This window comes from Nostoc sp. CCY 9925, from assembly GCF_963920935.1.
Taxonomy (GTDB): Bacteria; Cyanobacteriota; Cyanobacteriia; order Cyanobacteriales; family Nostocaceae; genus Nostoc.
Window position 1 is genome coordinate 1 of sequence record NZ_CAWUDO010000022.1, and the last position, 19462, is coordinate 19462.

The 19462-nt window shown below is 42.1% G+C and carries 5 protein-coding genes and 4 pseudogenes; 5 read left to right on the forward strand and 4 right to left on the reverse strand.

Annotated features, from left to right (window positions below; translation table 11 throughout):
* The first annotated feature begins 694 nt into the window (after positions 1–694).
* Positions 695–4303, forward strand: a complete 3609-nt coding sequence (locus ACM0OY_RS14070) for an NB-ARC domain-containing protein (RefSeq protein ID WP_414569464.1) — start codon at positions 695–697, stop codon at positions 4301–4303.
* A 44-nt stretch (positions 4304–4347) separates the two neighbouring features.
* On the opposite strand, the gene ACM0OY_RS14075 is transcribed toward ACM0OY_RS14070, so the two are convergent.
* The 3 genes and pseudogenes from ACM0OY_RS14075 to ACM0OY_RS14085 all read right to left on the reverse strand — a co-directional run.
* Complete coding sequence (locus ACM0OY_RS14075; RefSeq protein WP_414569508.1) at positions 4348–6384, reverse strand: CHAT domain-containing protein; 2037 nt, start codon at positions 6382–6384, stop codon at positions 4348–4350.
* Positions 6358–6684 (reverse strand): annotated as a pseudogene (locus ACM0OY_RS14080) (transposase); the annotation flags it as partial. The pseudogene ACM0OY_RS14080 and the gene ACM0OY_RS14075, both read right to left, overlap by 27 nt.
* Positions 6685–6778: 94 nt before the next feature.
* Positions 6779–7246 (reverse strand): annotated as a pseudogene (locus ACM0OY_RS14085) (hypothetical protein); the annotation flags it as partial.
* Positions 7247–7586: 340 nt separating this feature from the next.
* Between ACM0OY_RS14085 and ACM0OY_RS14090 the strand changes: the two are divergent.
* Together ACM0OY_RS14090 and ACM0OY_RS14095 are read left to right on the forward strand one after the other, a co-directional pair.
* Positions 7587–7694 (forward strand): annotated as a pseudogene (locus ACM0OY_RS14090) (DNA cytosine methyltransferase); the annotation flags it as partial.
* A gap of 189 nt (positions 7695–7883) precedes the next feature.
* Positions 7884–8331: pseudogene (locus ACM0OY_RS14095) on the forward strand (IS66 family transposase); the annotation flags it as partial.
* Positions 8332–8472: 141 nt separating this feature from the next.
* Here ACM0OY_RS14095 and ACM0OY_RS14100 read toward each other — a convergent pair.
* Positions 8473–9237: an SDR family oxidoreductase gene (locus ACM0OY_RS14100; protein ID WP_414569465.1), complete on the reverse strand. Its 765-nt coding sequence runs from the start codon at positions 9235–9237 to the stop codon at positions 8473–8475.
* Between the two features lie 252 nt (positions 9238–9489).
* Between ACM0OY_RS14100 and ACM0OY_RS14105 the strand changes: the two genes are divergently transcribed.
* The gene (locus ACM0OY_RS14105; protein ID WP_414569466.1) at positions 9490–10068 is read left to right on the forward strand and encodes an aspartyl/asparaginyl beta-hydroxylase domain-containing protein; all 579 of its coding nucleotides are present in this window, start codon (positions 9490–9492) and stop codon (positions 10066–10068) included.
* 34 nt (positions 10069–10102) lie between these two features.
* The gene (locus tag ACM0OY_RS14110) at positions 10103–19255 is read left to right on the forward strand and encodes an amino acid adenylation domain-containing protein (RefSeq protein ID WP_414569467.1); all 9153 of its coding nucleotides are present in this window, start codon (positions 10103–10105) and stop codon (positions 19253–19255) included.
* Positions 19256–19462: the final 207 nt, after the last annotated feature.

A 19462-nucleotide genomic window follows, 5' to 3' on the forward strand; every position in this document is an offset into this window, starting at 1 on the left:
CTGGATAATTTCTTTCCTGAACTACTTGCTTATTCCGGAAAGTGACAAAAGAGGGGTATTATCAACAATAACTGCATCAAATCAAAAAAGTGGTTAAAAATCGGCGGTTCGCCCGTTGTCTATAAGGCTAGAAAAAATGCAAAAATGCAGTACGTAAAAACAAAAGTTTCAGCTTCGCTGTTTGCATAGGATTGTGATAGCGAAACGCTGCGCCCAAGGCGCGATCACGGTGGGAAGATAACCTAATCGGACTGCTCTGGTAGCTATGGAAAATGTAAGATAGGTTTTATCGCAGGCAATATGCCGAAGGTATAAAGCTTCGCTGATCGCTCTTCACGGCAGTGCTAGTGAACGTTTAAAGAGTTTTATAGACTACAGAGTACTACCGGGTTGACGTGGAGCTTTTCCAAACTTAGTTAGCTACACGCGATTTGTGGAGTTAATGCCCTGCTGTTTAATGCTTTTGTGTTGTCTTTTGTACACGCGCATGGGTGAAATAACAATCTTCCTAAAAGCCCCTCGCTTGGTATTTACCCAAAAGACTTGCTTGCTCCACTTCCTGCTGTTTTTTAATTCGTCGAACTCAGGTCAGTTTAGAGCGATCGCTATTAATTCTCGATACAGTAAAGTTCCGGTGAAGTTCCGGTAAAATTACTTTTATGGTAGAGTTTTCATAGAATTTACATAATAGCCAATGAACTTTGAGGAAGCGCTAGAACTTGCTGATGAGGCTGTGTTCGTCAAGGTGGGAAGACGGCTGAGTCAAGTAGAAATTGCTATCCTCAAAGGCTCTTGGGAACATCAGACATACGAACAAATTGCTTCAGCAGCTTGCTACTCAGTGGCATATATAAAGCAACATATTGGCCCCGAACTGTGGAAACTGCTGAGTGAAGCACTAGACGAGAAAGTCACTAAGAAAAACTTCCAATCTGCTCTAGAGCGCCGATGGCGCAAATCTTGGAAGGCAAACACAGCAGAGGAAACTCTGGAGAATTCTGTTCAAAATCTCAAATCCAAAATTCAAAATCGAGCAGACTGGGGAGAAGCGATTGATGTCTCTGTGTTTTATGGACGAACAGCAGAACTCAACACACTCAACCAATGGCTGATCGAAGAGCGTTGTCGATTAGTAGCACTGTTGGGAATGGGGGGAATTGGCAAAACCTCTCTGGCGGCTAAACTAGCTCAACTTGTTGAGGGGCAGTTTGATTTCTTGATTTGGCGATCGCTCTACAATGCCCCACCTCTTTTTGACCTATTAGCTAACTTAATTCAATTTTTGTCCGCAGGTCAGGTTTTAGAAGCCGATTGCCCAAACAGCATAGACGGCAGAATCTCGAAACTAATTGATTATTTACGTCAATATCGTTGTCTTCTCATACTCGATAATGCTGAGACTATTTTACAAAGTGGCACTATTGTAGGAACCTATCGAGAAGGTTATGAAGAATATGCTCAACTAATCAAACAAATTGGAGAAGTTCCCCATATTAGTTGCCTTGTGCTGACTTCACGGGAAAAACCACAAGACTTAGCCCGGCTTGAAGGAAAAGCACTACCAGTTCGCTCATTACAACTTAGTGGTTTAGATGTGGTGGACGGGCAAAAAATCTTTGAAATTAAGGGGTTGTGTGGCTCTGAGACAGAATTAAAAGCAGTAGTTGAGCTATATCAAGGTAACGCCTTGGCTTTAAAGATAGTTGCCACGACAATTTTAGATGTTTTTAATGGTAATATTTCTCATTTTTTAATACACAATACTTCTGTTTTTGGTAGTATACGCGAAATTTTAGATCAACAATTTTCGCGGTTGTCAAATTTAGAAAAAAATATAATGTACTGGTTAGCAGTTAATCGGGAGCCAGTTTCATTAACAGAATTGCAGAGTGATATCTTATCACTGATACTTCCACAACAATTATTAGAAGCCTTGGAGTCTTTGCTAAGACGCTCCTTGGTTGAGAAAATTTCTAATTTATTTACTTTACAATCTGTAGTTATGGAGTACATAACTAATGGCTTTATCCAAAACATTTGGACAGAAATTAAAACTCAAAACCTGGATTTATTCCGAAGTCATACTTTAATAAAAGCGACGGTAAAAGACTATGTTAGAGACATTCAAATTCGTTTGATACTCAAACCTGTTATAAATGGACTTTTAACTATATTTAGAAATCAAAAAGTTTTAGAAAATCAACTAAATAAAATTTTAGTCAAGCTGCGAAAAACATTCTCGGAAGAACAAAATTATGCAGCCGGAAACATTCTAAATATGCTTTGTTATCTGGGAACCAATCTGAGTAACTATGATTTTTCGCATTTGACTGTTAGGCAAGCAGATTTACGAAATGTGAATTTACACAATGTGAATTTTAACCATGCTCATCTTGCTCAGTCATTATTTGCTGAAACTTTTGGTGGGGTTTTGTCATTAGCATTCAGCCCCAATGGAAAATTTTTAGCTATTGGGGATATGAATAGTGAGATTCGCTTGTACGAAGTTGGTGATTGGAAACAGCTAAACATCTTGAGAGGTCATACTGATTGGGTGTCAGCAATTGCCTTTAATCATGACAGTAGTATCCTTGCTAGTGGCAGTGAAGACCAAACAATCAAGCTTTGGAATGTCACAAATGGTCAATGTCTCAATACCTTGCAGGGACATGAACAAGGAATTTGGTCACTGGTTTTTACTTCAGATGGGAAAGTATTGGTCAGTAGCAGTGATGACAAGACTGTAAAGATATGGGATGTCAATACTGGTCAATGCCTGAAAACCTTGCTAGAGCATCAAAATATGGTAAGGGCAGTAGTTTTGAGTCCTGACAACAAAGTATTAATTAGCGGTAGCGTGGATAAAACACTAAAGCTGTGGGATGTTAGCACTGGTAAATGTTTAAGAACTTTGCAAGAACATAATGAAGGGATTTGGTCAGTTGCCATCAGTCCAAATGGAAGGATACTTGCTAGTGGTAGTGGCGATGGAGCAATCAAGTTATGGGATATTAAAACTGGTGAATGTTTGATGACTTTCCAGGGACACTGTGATTGGGTGATGTCACTTGCATTCAGTCAAGATGGGCAAATCTTGGCAAGTGGTAGTTGGGATCAAAAAGTGAAACTATGGAATGTCAGTAGTGGTGAATGCCGGAAAACTTTGCTAGGACACAATAGTATGATCCGAGCAGTTATGTTTAGTCCTGATGGTCAAATCTTGGCAAGTGGCAGTAATGACCAAACTTTGAAACTGTGGGAAGTTGCTACTGGCCAATGTTTAAAAACTATGCAGGGATATGGTAATGGCATCTGGTCAATTGCCCTCAGTCCTGACGGTCAAATGCTGGCTAGTAGTAGTGATAAAACGGTGAAATTGTGGGAAATCAACACTGGCGAATGCTTCGCAACACTTATCGGACATAGCAATGAGGTTAAGTCAGTGGCATGGAGTCCTGACGGTGGTATTGTCGCCAGTGGCAGTGAAGACAAAACAATCAAAATATGGGATATTAATACTGGTAAATGTCAACAAACTTTGCCAGGACACTCGAATTGGATTTGGGCGATCGCTTTTAGTCCTGACGGTCGTACTTTGGCTAGTGGTAGTCATGACCATACAGTGAAATTATGGGATGTCGAAACTGGTCAATGCCTGAAAACTTTACATGAACAAAACCACGGAGTTTTGTCTGTTACCTTCAGCCCTGATGGTCTAACTTTAGCTAGTGGTGGTCATGACCATACAGTAAAGATATGGGAAATCAACACTGGTAAATGCCTACAAACTTTCCCAGGACATAGAGGGTGGGTTTGGTCAATTGCCTTTAGCCCCGACGGACAAATCCTGAGTAGTGGTAGTGGAGATCATTTAGTCAAGTTATGGGAAGTCAAGACTGGTGAATGCTTGAAAACATTGCCAGGACATACAGGGTGGGTGCGATCGCTCGCCTTTCGTCCAGATGGCAAAATTCTCAGCAGTGGCAGTATGGATCAAACTGTGAAGTTATGGGATGTCAAAACTGGTGAATGCCTCAAAACTTTACAGCAACCAACTCAAGCCGTTTTATCAGTTACCTTTAGTCCTGAGGGGCATACTCTCATTAGTAGCGGTGAAGATGAGACACTGAAGATTTGGAATATCTTGACAGGTGAATGTATAAGAAGTTTGAGAAGTAAAAGACTTTACGAGGGTATGAAGATCGCTGGTGTTACTGGGTTAACTGAAGCGACGCTTACCACTCTGAAAACTCTGGGGGCGATTGAAACTGAACTGTACATCAGTAAAAATGGGCGAGTGTAAAAAATTATTGTCCAAGGAGAATTTAGGACGTTGTTGGTCAACGTCTACAAGTCGTGTTTTTGTAATGGTTTGGGATCGCCTTGGCAAATAAAAGCACCCCAGTAAAGTGGATTGGGATATTTTGCCTTCATTTCTAACTGTGTTTCACGCAAAGCATCGGTACGCGATCGCCCTTCTAACAATCGACGGTAAAATTTCTCCATTAACTCCTGAGTTTGCTGATCTGGAACCTTCCATAAACTCATGACTAGTGTCTTGGCTCCAGCTAGCACAAAAGACCGCCGCAGCCCAAAGACTCCCTCTCCCGTATGCACATGACCCAAACCCGTCTCGCAAGCCGAAAGTACTACCAATTCAGTATCCAACAGGTCTAAGCCCGAAACATCTTCTGCTGTCAACATATTATCTTCGGCTTCCGGATGAAGTTCCGAACCTTTGAGCCAAGTATTAGCTCCAGCCAACGCTAAACCGGAACGCAGCAAGGGATTCTCTAGCCCAACGCCTGACAATCGGTTCCACCCCTTGTCGTTCATCCCGCCTATCATTTGCAAACTTAACTGTTCAGAGTTAAAATCGCGTTTTTGGTCGGGAAGGAAGAAGCCGTGGGTAGCAATATGCAGAATGCGTGGTGAACGGCAAGCCTTGAGGCTAGCCTCTAAAACAGCTTGTTCTATCCAAGGCTTTACTTTCAGCATTTTCGCAATCTGCTCCCCTTCTTGGCGCGTACCAGGCAGACGTGTGAAATGCCACCCTCCTCGGTCTAAGTCACGCGATTGTCGTCCCGATAATGGCGTATTTTCTGATGCAGGAATGCGATCGCCATCTGCGAAATCGAAGTCTGGGTCAGCCGCGACGATTGGGTCTGTAGATTGACCAGTGGTAGGAACTTCAAAACGCAGCACGTCACGACCAGTACTGAGGTAACTAATGTAGTATTCGTCAATGAGATACCGCCCGTCATCCGTGGGCAGCACTTCAAAGGGTAGACGGGTCAAATCTCCATCGGGAGCTAAGAACAATCGTTTGCGATCGCCAATAGCTACTTTGAGTGGATCGAACAAAAGTTCTCTTAACGCAGTACCATTACTGACATCAGTCTTGTAGCCGACTGTATAGGGTCGCCCATGACGATTATCGCCAATTACATCTAAGATATCCTCACTAGGGCTGGAGTTGTCAGGCAGAACTTCTCGATGGTAATTATCAAGTTCATTTTCACCAGTAATTGATGCCCTAAAGGTAGCAATCATCAAGTTGATCGGAGCTGCTTGACCCAAGTCAATCAGGAACACATTATCTGGCTCTTGTGCGGGGAGAACAAAAGCTATGTAATGCGGAGGTTGCCAACGCAAACCGCCTTGTGCGGGTACAGCTTTGAAGTCAAAGATATCAAGGTGGACAAACTCAACTAACACAGAGTCTTTCGGTAAGGCATTGGCTACTGCATATCGGTCGACAGACCGCAATTTTTGAGTCAAATTCATCTCTGGGATTTGCCGGGCTAGTTCCGCCTCCTGCTCTTCTTTCTGGTGGTTCAACTCTGCTAGCCTTTGTTGGTGAGCTTGGAAACTTCCAGAACCAGAGCCAGCTAAAGTCTTCTGTCCAATTTGCATCCGCAGATTAGTCAATTTTCTCAATTGAGATGCCAGATGCGGATATTGTCCTCCTAGCACAGCATCACGTTGTGCTGCTAATGCCTCGGCTCCGATAGCTTTGCGCTGTAGTACCAGATCTAATCCTGCCTGCACCTCTGTGGAAGAACCGCAAGACGATTGAACAATCAGGGATAGGAAACTATGAATGTTACCCTGAAGTGTTTTCAGGTATGCCATACGAGTGCTTTCGGAGACACTGGAGAAAATCTGTCCAATTATCTGATTATTGATTAACGCCACTTGTTTCATCAGTATCATCGCCTCAACTTCACGGTTAATTGCGCCATAAAGTATTGCCAAGTTGTTTAGACAGCTGGCGACATCAGGATGCTCTTCCCCCAGTATCTTGCGCTTAAGATCCAAAGCTTGATGATAAAGTGACTCGGCTTTTGCTCCTCTCTCCCCATGAAAAGTTCTTTCCCTCAGTGTCCTCGCTTCTGGTCGTGACCAAAAGCTATGATCTCCTGCTAGAAATGGCTGCTCGTTTGTGACTACCTCCTTCACCAGCAGCTTCATCAGTTTTTTTTTAGGTGGACGACTATCATGCAGCGCTGCATAAATACTCGACCATTGGCGTCGAAATACCGGGTTTTGAGACAAGCTGACAAATGATGGGGTACTTGGACTTGTCAATACTGCATCCATCAATTCAAATACTGCGTCTTTGGCCTTGCCCAGGCAATCATACAGAGCTTGGCGGAATTTTTCTAATTGTGTCAGCATCATAGCTGTCAATGATTTATTAACAATATCCATTGACTTTACGGCAGTCAGTGTCATTACTGGCTGCTTTTCTCTAACTCTTTAGTCCAAACTCCAGTAAGGTTGAACCATCAGCTATCCAAATTCTTTCAAAGTTATGCAAAGCATACTTAACACTATCTGGTAGTGGTCTTTTAACCCTTTGCTGCCAATTGAATTGTAATTGAGGTAATAAATCTTTAAAGACTCGCTCAAATAATTCGGCTGGAAATACTAAAAATCTTTGTGATAGAGATTGTTGAGCAACCTGAGTGGCACGACACCATAGGACATCTTCTCTCGCTAAAAGCTTTGTTAATTCTTGTACTCCGGGAACTTGCCGCCATAATAAAGTTAATACTGCACTGAGCATGAAAGATAGATTGATAATTCTATCTCGTAGTCCTAACTGCTTGTAGTATTTTTCTTGAGCAAAAATAGCTGGAGTTAATAAAGCTTTTAATTGCTGAGAAATCACTTCATTATCTACAGTAGGGATATTATGTTTATGTGTGTGGTCAGAGTTTTGTTTTTGTCGCTTGGGCATAGCGGTAGACTAAACTTTTCATTACTAAGATTAATCCTTGAATTTACATAACAACGTTGCCCACTGCTGACAAAATTATTCTGTTGTAACACTCTTGGTTTTGAAGAAGATTAGCCCTATCAAAAACTTATTTGATAATAATAATCAAATAGCGGGGGAAGGAGGCGAGCGATGCTCGCCTCCTTCCCCCACCCCCTGCTACGATTATCATTTTCATTAACAGTTTTTTGAGTATTTTAGCTGATTGACAAAATGCGCTTTTTCTTAATCTGTCACGGGTGCTTGCAGCGGCACCAGTAACTCCGGCAATCGGCAAGGACTCGCTGACCCCAGATCCGCACTGTGGGCAGAACAATTCCGGATTATTGACCAGTGTAGACCAGCGATCGCTCTCATCGAAAACCCCACAGGCTTACTCTGTAGAGGAATGGAAACAATACTCAAAGACCTTTCCCAAGTCGGGTACTTATGCGAATGGGAAACTATACCCGCATCCTGCCTTGGGGCCAAACCAATTCGCAACTCGCAATTATTTAAGAAGCGAATTGCGAACTTCGACGTATTCCTACGTCCAAGCAAGCTACACGTAGTGTCTCGCAGAGAAGGAGCGTTATTGCGAATTAGTATGGCTCCTGAATTCTTACGTTTAATTGATGAAGCTTTTAGACACTACGCCCAATGGTTCCAGACTCTTGAGTGCGCCAGTTACAACGATTGGGTCAATAAATTCAAAGCTAAATTGCATTCCTCAATTGATCAATGGATTGACTTAGCTGGAGCTACCGCAGGTCAGCTTTTACGTTCCTTGCGCGATAAAGCTCATCAATGGTGGTATTGCCTTGATAACCCTGAAGTGCCTCCTGATAACAATCAGGCTGAACGTTCGCTGCGTTTAGCTCTCACCAAACGTAAAGTTAGTGGTGGTTCCCGTTCGATGGAGCGGTTTCAACATACTGCCGAGAAAGTTGACCGTGGTTCAAACCTGTCGCCGTCAAGGTATGTCTGTTATTGATTTTTTTGCACAAGTACTAATGGCTGACTCTAATAATAGTCTGTCTCGTCCTTCTTTGCTTCCACAATATTAGACCTGAATCCTTACAATAATTCTTTATTATTCACCCCTTATTTACTGGAACGTGGTATACGTGAGGCAAGAGAAGAAGCCCTTGCTATGGGTCAATCTGAAAGCGTAGGAAATAATGGTAATCAAATACAGGGAGAGGAGGTTAAAATCGGGCACCGCCATCCACTTCTATGACGCTACCAGTAAAGTAATCACATTCAATAATAAAACGCATGGCCTGCCAGATTTCGTAAGGTTCAGCTATGCGCCCCATAGGTATTTTGGCAGTCATCTTTGCCAAGGCTTCGGGAGATACCCGACTGAGGATTGGGGTATTCGTCAATCCAGGTGCTATGCCAGCCACCCTAAATCCGAAGGATGCTAATTCTAAAGCCCATGTACGTGTGTCTGCATCTAGTCCCGCCTTGGAAGCACTATAATTTGACTGACCAGGATTGCCTGACCTGGTTACAGAAGAGATATTTACTATTAAAGCTGGGGAAATATTCTTCTCAATCGCTACAGATGCAAATTCCCGCGACATGAAAAAAGCACCGGTCAAATTCACATCAATTACCCGCTTCCATTGTGCCGTCGGCAGCTTACGTAACCAACCCTCTTCGTCACGTGTAACTAGTAACCCATCACGGAGAATACCCGCATTATTAACTAAGGTATTAACATGTCCAATCTTTTCAAAAGCGAGGAGAACAAATTCTTTAACAATTGATTCATTCGCTACATCAAGCTGTAAACCGTAGATATTTCCTGGTAAACCAATACCCTCTGCCTCCAAGGCTTTCAGCCCATCAATATCCAAATCCCCGCCAACCACTTGAGCACCAGCACGAGCCAACTCTAAAGTGATGCAACGTCCGATTCCACTGGCAGCCCCGGTCACTATTGCTTTAACATTTTTTAACTGCATAGTATTTTACAGAACATGATATGATGAGCAACTGAAATGTCATTAGACGTTTTGCAAAAGTCCAAAAATCAAAAATGGTATTTGGAGCCAGATATAAGTTAACAAAGAAAATCGCAAGATTATTTCACATTTTGCACGAATCTGAGTTAAGTTCCACGCTCTAAATAAACATTCCAGCTTTTTGAGCATTTTTCCAAAAAGTCTATAAAAATATATATAAACAAACAAAATCAAGGAACAAGATACTGCAAAATGTTTTTTGAATCAAATCAGTTTGCATTTATCGCATTTTTAGAAGCCAACTGGCTACTAATCCGAAAAGAATTAGAGCAGCTAAAGCCGAAAAACTTTATTGATTGGCCAGAAAAAAATATTTATAACCAAGGATGGGAAGTTTTTGGACTATATGCTTTTAGCAATAGGATTGAGGAAAATTGCCGATTGTGTCCTGAGACAACTAAGTTGGTTGAGATGATACCAGGGATGACAACGGCAGGGTTTTCTTCTTTAGCTCCAGGAACTTATATCGGTCCACATTTTGGCGCAACTAAAGCCGTTTTGCGCTGTCACTTGGGCTTAGTTGTGCCCGATGAATGTGCGATTCGGGTAGACAGTGAAACTAGAAGTTGGCAAGAAGGGAAGTGTTTAGTTTTTGACGATACATTTGAGCATGAAGCTTGGAATAAATCTGACAAAACTAGAATTGTCTTACTTATTGACTTTAATCGTCCAGAGTCAACTTTAACCGAGCCATTGGAACTTAACCAAACTATTGATGAAGAGTATTGGTTAAAAATTTTATCCCAAACTAAAACCTCCGGTAATTATTAATATTAGTTCTGTTATTCAGAAACGAATTTTATTTATGGAAGTTTATGTATTGCCTCTATCTCTCTCTCAAAGGCAACTCTGGTATCAGGAAATAGTTTCTTCTGGTAACATTGCATATAATATTCCGATCGCTTTGCGTTTACTGGGTAATCTTGAGCGAGTAGCGCTGGAAGATTCTTTCCGAGAGATTATCAACCGCCATGAAACTCTCCGAACAACGTTTGCTTTAGAAAATGGGGAACCTGTTCAATTAATTCATCCAGAACAGGAATTTTATCTCGAATATAAAATAATAGAATCATTTTTAGACAAACAAGCAGACAACTTCAAAATAATCTTAAAAACAGAATCTCGTCGCCCCTTCAATCTCGTCAAAGGGCCATTGATGAGAGCGACTTTGTATGAGATATCAGCACAAGAGTATATTCTCTTGATGAATCTACATCATATTATCAGTGATGGCTGGTCTTTAGGAATATTTGTTAAGGAACTGACCGAATTTTATAGTGCAGCTGTTCAAGGTTCACAAGTTTCTTTGCCAGCATTACCAATTCAATACGGCGATTATGCTGAATGGCAACAAAACTGGCTGCAAGCAGAGTCAATTCAACAACAATTAGCTTACTGGGAACAAGTACTAAAATCACCTCTGCCGGTGCTTGATTTACCCCTAGACAAATTACGTCCAGCATCACAAACTTTTAATGGCGCAGTGTTGCGTGAACCTCTGTCAGCATTTCTCACTGCCTCTGTAGAGGCATTAGCAAAATCAGAAGGTGCTACCTTTTTTATGGTGGCATTGGCAGTTTATCAAGTTTTACTATTTCGTTATTCTGGTCAAACCGATATTATAGTCGGTACTGCGATCGCTAATCGCAAACGTAGTGAAATTGATTGCCTCATTGGTTGTTTTGTTAATACTTTACCTCTACGCGGCGATCTTTCTGGACAACCTTCGTTTTGCCAACTTCTGCGCCGAATATCCCAAACCTGCGTTGAAGCTTACGCTCATCAAGATGTCCCCTTAGAACTCCTGGTAGAGAAACTGAAAATTAAGCGTGACCCTAGTCGTTCACCCATTTTTCAAACCCTTTTCGCCTTGCAAAATGCACCCATCGGCGAAATTCAGCTACCAGGGGTCATCGTTCAACCCATCTATATAGATAATGGTGGTGCGAAATTCGACCTCAGTTTGATGTTAGAACCTGCTGCTGAGGGATGGCTAGTAGCACTGGAATATAATACCGACTTGTTTACACTGGAAACAGCCCAGCGGATACTAACTCATTATCAACAAATATTAATCGCTGCTGTTAGTGCCCCTGATCTTAGCATTAATGCTTTACCTCTGTTAACAACCAGCGAACGACAGGAACTTTTAGCCTTAGGTTATACATCAGAATATACAAAATTCGAGCCAACAAATTTAGTTGAACTTTTTATTAAAAGCGCCCGCACTCATGGCGATAGAATTGCTCTGATTACATTAGACAAAAAATTAACTTATCAAGAATTAGACCAACGCTCCAACCAACTAGCTGCTGTTTTACAACAAAAAGGAGTAACTACCGAAACACGGGTAGGCATTTTTCTAGAACGGAGTGCAGAGTTAGTAATTTCCTTACTTGCAGTCCTCAAAGCAGGTGGTACTTATGTACCGCTAGACCCTCAATATCCGAGCGATCGCCTACGTTTTATTGCGGAAGATAGTGGTATTATTTTGTTGTTAACAGCAGAAGTTTTGGTATCTGCAATTCCGGTGGTGGGAACGGAATTATTGGTGATTGACAAGATAGAATTCTCACCAAATGTAAACTTTGCTTCCCAAATTCTCCCTAATCAAGCAGCCTACATTATTTATACCAGCGGTTCCACAGGAGAGCCAAAAGGTTGTGTAGTCACTCACAACAACGTTGTCAGACTCATGCAAAATACAGCAGCATGGTTTGACTTTAATGAAAATGATGTGTGGACACTGTTTCACTCCTTCGCTTTTGACTTTTCAGTTTGGGAAATTTGGGGAGCCTTGGTATATGGTGGCAAACTAGTTGTAGTTCCTTATTTAGAAAGTCGTTCTCCCGAAGCCTTTCGCACCCTTTTACAACAAGAAGGCGTTACTATCCTCAATCAAACTCCTTCCGCCTTTCGCCAACTTATTCGAGCTGATAGAGAATTTGCAGACACACTGGCTTTACGAGCAATTATTTTTGGTGGGGAAGCATTAGAATTACAAAGCCTCAAACCTTGGATAGAACGCTACGGCGATGGCTATCCGCGTTTAATCAATATGTATGGGATTACAGAAACCACCGTTCACGTTACTTATCGTCCCATTCTAGAAGAGGATATTTCACAAAATCGCGGTAGCGTCATTGGTGTACCCATCCCAGACTTATCTCTCTATATACTAGATGATGCCCTAGAACCCTCACCGTTTGGTGTCCCAGGAGAAATCTATGTGGGTGGTATGGGTGTCTCTAGAGGATATCTCAACCGCACAACATTGACAGCAGAAAGGTTTATTCCCGATTTATACAGCCAACAACCGGGAGCTAGACTCTATCGTACAGGGGATTTGGCCCGACGCTTGCCCAATGGCGATATTGAATATCTGGGACGCTGCGATTTGCAAGTGAAAGTACGCGGTTTTCGCATTGAATTAGGGGAAGTTGAAGCTGCTTTAGCCGCACTTCCACAAGTAGCAGAAGCGGTAGTTCTTGTCCGCTCAGAAGCTGAAAAAGATCGGCGTTTGGTAGCTTATGTTGTACCGAATGGTCAAATCGATCAAAATCAGTTGCGGACAGCCCTAAAAGAGCGTTTACCCGATTATATGATTCCGGCAGCCTTTATGTTGTTGGATGCTATGCCTTTGACTGCCCAAGGGAAGATTAACCGCAAAGCTTTACCTGCACCAGATTGGAATCAAGCTACTGCTAGACGCAGTTTAATACCACCACAAACTGATGCTCAAAAGGTAATTTGTCGCGTTTGGGAGCAAGTTTTAGGTTTGGATTCTATAGGGATTGAGGATAATTTCTTCGATTTAGGTGGTGATTCTATCTTGGCGTTGCGAGTCGTCAACGAAATGCGTCGCCAAGGGTGGATATTAACGCCAAAAGAAATATTTCAGGAACAAACAGTCCAACGGTTGGCTATTGTAGCGCAAATGATGCGATGGCTTCTCTCCGAGACGCTAGGCGAACGCCCGCCGCAGGCATCGCCAGCATTACCTACCACTATAGTTGCAGGTGAAGTTCCCCTCAGTCCCATCCAAAAATGGTTTTTTAACCTCAATCTTCCCAATCCTCATCATTGGAATCAAGCCATACTTTTGGAAGTCCATCAATCCCTAGAAGCGCCAACAGTTGCAGCCGCGATTCAAGTTATTTCCTCACATCACGATAGTTTGAGATTAAGATTTCAAGAAAACAAAGGAGTTTGGCGACAGTTTTATACAGAAAACGAAGCCGCCTTTTCTTGGGAAATAGTTGATTTAGCTCTCGAAACAGAGTCTGAACAAAATATTACCATGCGGGAAGTTGGGGAACGAGTACAGGGATCGCTTGATTTGACTAACAGCCCCCTGGCTCGTGCTGTTTGGTTTAATCTAGGAGAAAATCGCCTATCTCGGCTCTTAATAGTTATTCATCACTTGATTGTTGATGGCGTTTCTTGGCGGATTTTGCTTCAGGATTTAGTAGAAGCAATTAGTGGTAGCCAAATTTCATCACCTCCAACATCTTTCCAGCAGTGGAGTCAATTTCTCCACACCTTTGCCAACTCAACAGATATCCAAGCAGAAACACAGTTTTGGCTAGATACTATCAAAGGAGAAACTGCGAAATTACCTCTAGATTTCGCCAACTCTTTGACAGACAACTTAGAGTCATCTGTTAAAACAGTTTCCTTGAAATTAACCAAAGAACAAACTCAGATATTTCTTACTAAAGCCAATAAAGCTTACCGCACCCAACCCCAAGAATTATTAATCGCCGCTTTAGGTAAAACTTTGAGGAATATTACCCAAGGGCAAACATTGCAAATTATCATGGAAGGGCATGGTAGAGAAGAATTATCCTCAGATTTAGATATTACTCGCACCCTTGGCTGGTTTACTACTCTTTATCCTCTGCGTTTAGAATTGCCAGCCAGTAATTTAGAGACAGATATAATTAAAACCGTCAAAGAACAACTGCGTTCCATTCCCCAGCGAGGGTTTGGTTATGGTCTTTTAAGGTATCTCAATAACGAAACAGCTAATAGTTTTGCTGAAGCTTTCCCAGCACCCATTAGCTTTAATTATCTTGGTCAAGTGCGAAGCGAAAGTGGCAAAAATAAGTTATTCCAGTTACTGAATGAAGACATAGAAGTAACACGAAATCCTGAAGGTTTGCGCCCCCACATCATTGATATTAACAGTATTGTCATTGAAGGAGAATTGCGCGTTGATTGGTTGTATAGTTCCAGCTTGCATAACCAAGAAACAATTGTTAAATGGGCTGGCGAGTTTCAACAAAATCTGCTAAATATCCTCAACCATTGTACAAATATAGGTATAAGTAGATATACACCTTCAGATTTCGCTTTAGTTAGGATTCCCCAATCTTATATAGACATTCTACAAGAAAAATATTCCAAGTTAGAAGATATTTATCCCCTATCTCCTTTGCAGGAAGGGATGCTATTTCACACTATATATAACCCAGAAGAGGGAATTTACTTTGAACAAGTAACAGGCAAAATTATCGGTAAACTCGATGTTGACAAGTTTGATTTTGCTTGGCAAACCGTCGTAGATAGACATCCAATTTTACGTAGCGCCTTTGTTTGGGACAATCAAGATTCGTCTCTGCAAATTGTTAGTAAATCTATCCAATTCTCTATTTTACAACAAGACTGGCGCGATTTCTCACCTTCACAGCAAGAGGATAAACTTCAGCAATATCTGATAGAAGATCGTCAAAATGGATTTTTATTGGATAGATGCCCATTGATGCGGTTTAGCGTCGTTCAGTTAGATAATTTTACCTGGCAATGGATTTGGAGTCATCACCATATCATTCTTGATGGTTGGTCATTACCAGTAATATTTAAAGAAGTTCTGGCTATTTATGAATCAACCTGTCAACGAGTTCCCCATTCTCTACCTCCCATTCCACCTTATCGTAATTATATTCAGTGGCTAGCAACTCGAAATCGTGAAGAAGCCAAGCAGTTTTGGCAGGAGACTCTGCATGATATCACCACATCAACTCGCCTATCTTGGCAACTACCAGAAGAGGAATTAGTAACTAATTTAACTGCCTATGCGGAAGTAGAATTACGCCTAAGTCAAGCAGAATTTGCCAAATTACAAAAGATGGTGCAAAAGCATCGACTAACACTGAATACTGTAGCTCAAGGTGCTTGGGGACTTTGTTTACAAAAACATGGTGCGGGAGAAGATGTACTATTCGGTGTTACCGTTTCTGGACGACCGCCGGAACTTGCCGAAATTGAAAATATGGTAGGGTTATTTATCAACACCCTACCGATGCGAGTTCATCTCAATCCAACAGTAACCGTCACCGCTTGGCTAGAAAACATTCAACAGCATCATGTACAGATGCGAGAATACGAATATAGTAAACTGACGGATATTCAAAAGGAAATTCCCTTGGCAGCGGGAGAATCATTATTTGAGAGTATTTTAGTCTTTGAAAATTATCCAGTTGACCAAAGTTTAAAAGAGCAGGGGCAGCATTTTCGAGTTGATAATATCCAGTTTTATGAACGAACTAATTACCCATTGACAGTCGGTGTAATTCCAGATAATGGATTGCTGTTAAAGCTGAATTACCAAACAAAATTCCTGTCTGCAACAGCCGCGGAAGTTCTCCTGTCACGACTGCGAAATATTATGGTCAATCTGGCTGAAAACCCGGATTTTGTGTTGGGAAAAATCCAGGCTTTATCAGCACAAGAGCAGATGAGCAATGAAAGAAATACTAATGCTATTATTTGGGGAGATTTCCGCACGGCTCATCAGTTGTTTGAAGACTCGGCAGATTTACATCCTAATTCTGTGGCGTTAGTTTGTGGCGATGATGCAATTACCTATGGTGAATTAGAAAAACGTGCCAATCAATTAGCCGCTACCTTAATATCAATTGGCATTGGCTATGAATCAATTGTAGGTTTATATTTTCACCCCGATCTAGACTTTATTATTGCCCTGCTGGCCGTATTGAAAGCGGGGGCAGCATTTCTTCCCCTGGATCGCAGCTATCCCGAAACGCGTCTGCAATTCATTGTAGAAGATAGCCAAACTCATCTGATTCTCACAAAAGAAGCCCCGCCACCAGGGTTATTTCCAGGTGATATTAAAGTGATAATTATTGGAGATCAGGGGGGAATTTCAATACCTCATGCTCCTAATCGTCCTAATTTAAAACTTAGAGCAGAGAATCTCGCCTACATTATTTACACCTCTGGTTCTACAGGTAAACCGAAAGGCGTTTTAGTGTCTCATGCAGGTATTCAAAATCTGGTATGCAATCAAACTGCGAGTTTTGGTGTCACAGCCGAGAGTCGCGTTTATCAATTTGCTTCTCTGAATTTTGATGCTGCAATTTCTGAGATTTTTATGGCCTTGGGTGGCGGCGCAACTCTATATCTGCAAGAAAAAGCAAATCGTTCTCCTAATTCTGCTCTTTGGGAAGCATTAACCAATTGGCAAATTACTCATGTCACCCTTCCCCCGTCGCTGCTAGCCGCCATTGAACCTACAAATTTACCGCAATTGCAAACCCTGATTGTGGCTGGGGAAGCAGCTTCTGGTGATTTACTCCGGCGCTGGGGTGGAGAAAAACGTGCCTGTTTTAACGCCTATGGCCCCACAGAAGCAACAGTCTGCGCCAGCTTGATGAATTGTTCCCATTTACTCGGTGAACCCAGCATTGGGAAAGCAATCGCTAATGTCGAAATTTACCTCCTGGACTCCTTTTTAGAACCAGTGGCTTTGGGTGTAACTGGGGAAATCTATATTGGAGGAATCAGTTTAGCACGAGGCTACTTACATCGCCCCAGCTTAACAGCAGAGGCATTTATACCCCATCCCTTAGCTAAAACACCGGGAGCTAGACTTTACAAAACAGGCGATCGCGGCGTTTACGACTTGCAAGGAAACATCCGGTTTATGGGTCGGCAAGATGCTCAGGTAAAATTTAACGGTTATCGAATTGAATTAGGGGAAATTGAAGCTGCTTTAACCAGATACGCCACGGTAGACAGTGCAGTGGCGATCCTGCGCCAAGATATGCCAGGACGCAAGCGGATAGTAGCTTATGCTCTCACACCCAAGGAAAACCCACCTACCACCAACGAATTACGGGATTATTTAGCAGAGGTTTTACCAGCTTATATGATTCCCAGTGCAGTGATGTTAGTCACACAATGGCCCCTCACCCCCAACGGCAAAATCGATCGTCAAGCCCTTCCCGCACCCGAAATACCAATAACCCCAACCATACCAAAAACTCAAACAGAGGAGATATTAGCCCAAATCTGGGCAGAAGTGTTGGGGCTAGAAACCGTCAATCCCGATGATAATTTCTTCGAGTTGGGGGGAGACTCGATCGTGAGCTTGCAAATCGTTTCTCGTACCCGTGCTGCTGGCTGGGAGATTAGCCCCAAAGACATATTTGAAGCTCAAACCCTGTCCCGACTAGCGGCGAGAGCCAAACCATTAGCGCTAGGTGAGTCTCGCCGCCCTGATGAGCCATTAACTGGTACTGTTGCTCTGTCACCCATCCAGCATTGGTTTTTTGCTAAAAATTGGACTCATCCGCATCATTGGAACCAAGCGATCGCTTTGAATATTAAAGAACCATTGAAAATCGATGCATTAGCGATCGCATTAGATGCTTTGGTTGCTCACCATGATGTTTTGCGATTAAAATTCTCTGAACATCAAGGACGATGGGAGCAATCTTACTCTGGGCTGGCTGAAAGTCCCCCGTTGCGGCTCGAAGACTTTAGCAACTATCCGCCCCAAATACAGCAAAATACTTTAAGTGCGATCGTGGAAGCAGAACACGGGAGTTTCCAATTAGACCGCCCGCCGTTGTTACGAGTGTTATATGCCACAAATATCACCGAATATGGAAACGTTCTGTTTCTCTTCGGACATCATTTAATTGTAGACGGGGTATCCTGGCGGATTCTGCTGGAAGATTTAAACCAAGCCTACCAACAAGCTATAGATAACCAGCCTATTTCCTTACTTCCGAAAACATCCTCTTATCGAGAGTGGACTACATCTTTGCAAATTCTGGCTGACTCAAATGAATTCATTAAAGACATTCCATTTTGGCAAAATATTCTCTCTACTTCTGTCACCCCATTACCTGTTGATTATCCAATCATCCCTGGAAGCAACACAGTAGATAGTACAGCCATAATATCTTGTCAATTGTCCCCAAAAGAAACAAATACTCTTCTCAAACAAGCAACCGCCACCTATCATGCTGGCGTACAAGAAATCATGCTAGCTGCATTACTAAAAACCCTAACTTACACTTACAAATCGGATAGTTGGCGGATCGATTTAGAAGGACATGGACGAGAAGAACTAGCCAGTGAATTGGATCTTTCGAGAACAGTTGGCTGGTTTACATCCCTGTATCCAATTATTCTGAAACAACCGATCAAAAGCGCAGATCGGGATGTGTTGCTTAAAGAAATTAAAACCCAATTACGAGGAATTCCCCATCATGGTATCAGCTTCGGGTTGCTGCGTTACATCAGCCAAAATCAAGCTTTACAGGAAATGCTAGACACTGTACAACCAACTGGCATTAGTTTCAATTATTTAGGGCCAACTGACAACCTGTCAAAAAGCAATAACCTATTCAATATCAGCAATGCTCCCACAGGAACAGGATTATTTGCTGAACAAGAACGTCCCCACCTATTAGCAATTAATGCTCGCATCCAAAGTGAATGCTTGCAAGTAGACTGGTCTTACAGCCAGCAGATTCATCATCGACAGACTATCGATAACCTTGCAGAAACTTATCTGAATAACCTCCGCTTATACCTAACAGATTCAATATCCACCAATTCCTCATTTTATAGTGCTACCGACTTTCACTTAGTTGATTTATCGGAAAATGAACTAGATTCAATTTTAGAAGATTTAGAATAACCGTTATCCAATCTTTATTTTTTATTCGTGTACTTTGTTTTCTTTGAAGTAATCTGCGAAAAGTCTCCCTGCATCTAGTTGAGTTAAGCATTCTTTCCTTTTCTTCCTTTGCGGTAGCCTGCGGAAAGCCACTTCGTGTCTAGGTTTTAAAAATTGACTTTGACAGACAAAAAATTAAGCCATAACTGAACTATATCTACATTTAAA

Coding starts and splice junctions, on each gene's coding strand:
- ACM0OY_RS14070 (WP_414569464.1), top strand. CDS start 695: ATGAACTTTGAGGAAGCGCTAGAACTTGCTGATGAGGCTGTGTTCGTC.
- ACM0OY_RS14100 (WP_414569465.1), bottom strand. CDS start 9,237: ATGCAGTTAAAAAATGTTAAAGCAATAGTGACCGGGGCTGCCAGTGGA.
- ACM0OY_RS14105 (WP_414569466.1), top strand. CDS start 9,490: ATGTTTTTTGAATCAAATCAGTTTGCATTTATCGCATTTTTAGAAGCC.
- ACM0OY_RS14110 (WP_414569467.1), top strand. CDS start 10,103: ATGGAAGTTTATGTATTGCCTCTATCTCTCTCTCAAAGGCAACTCTGG.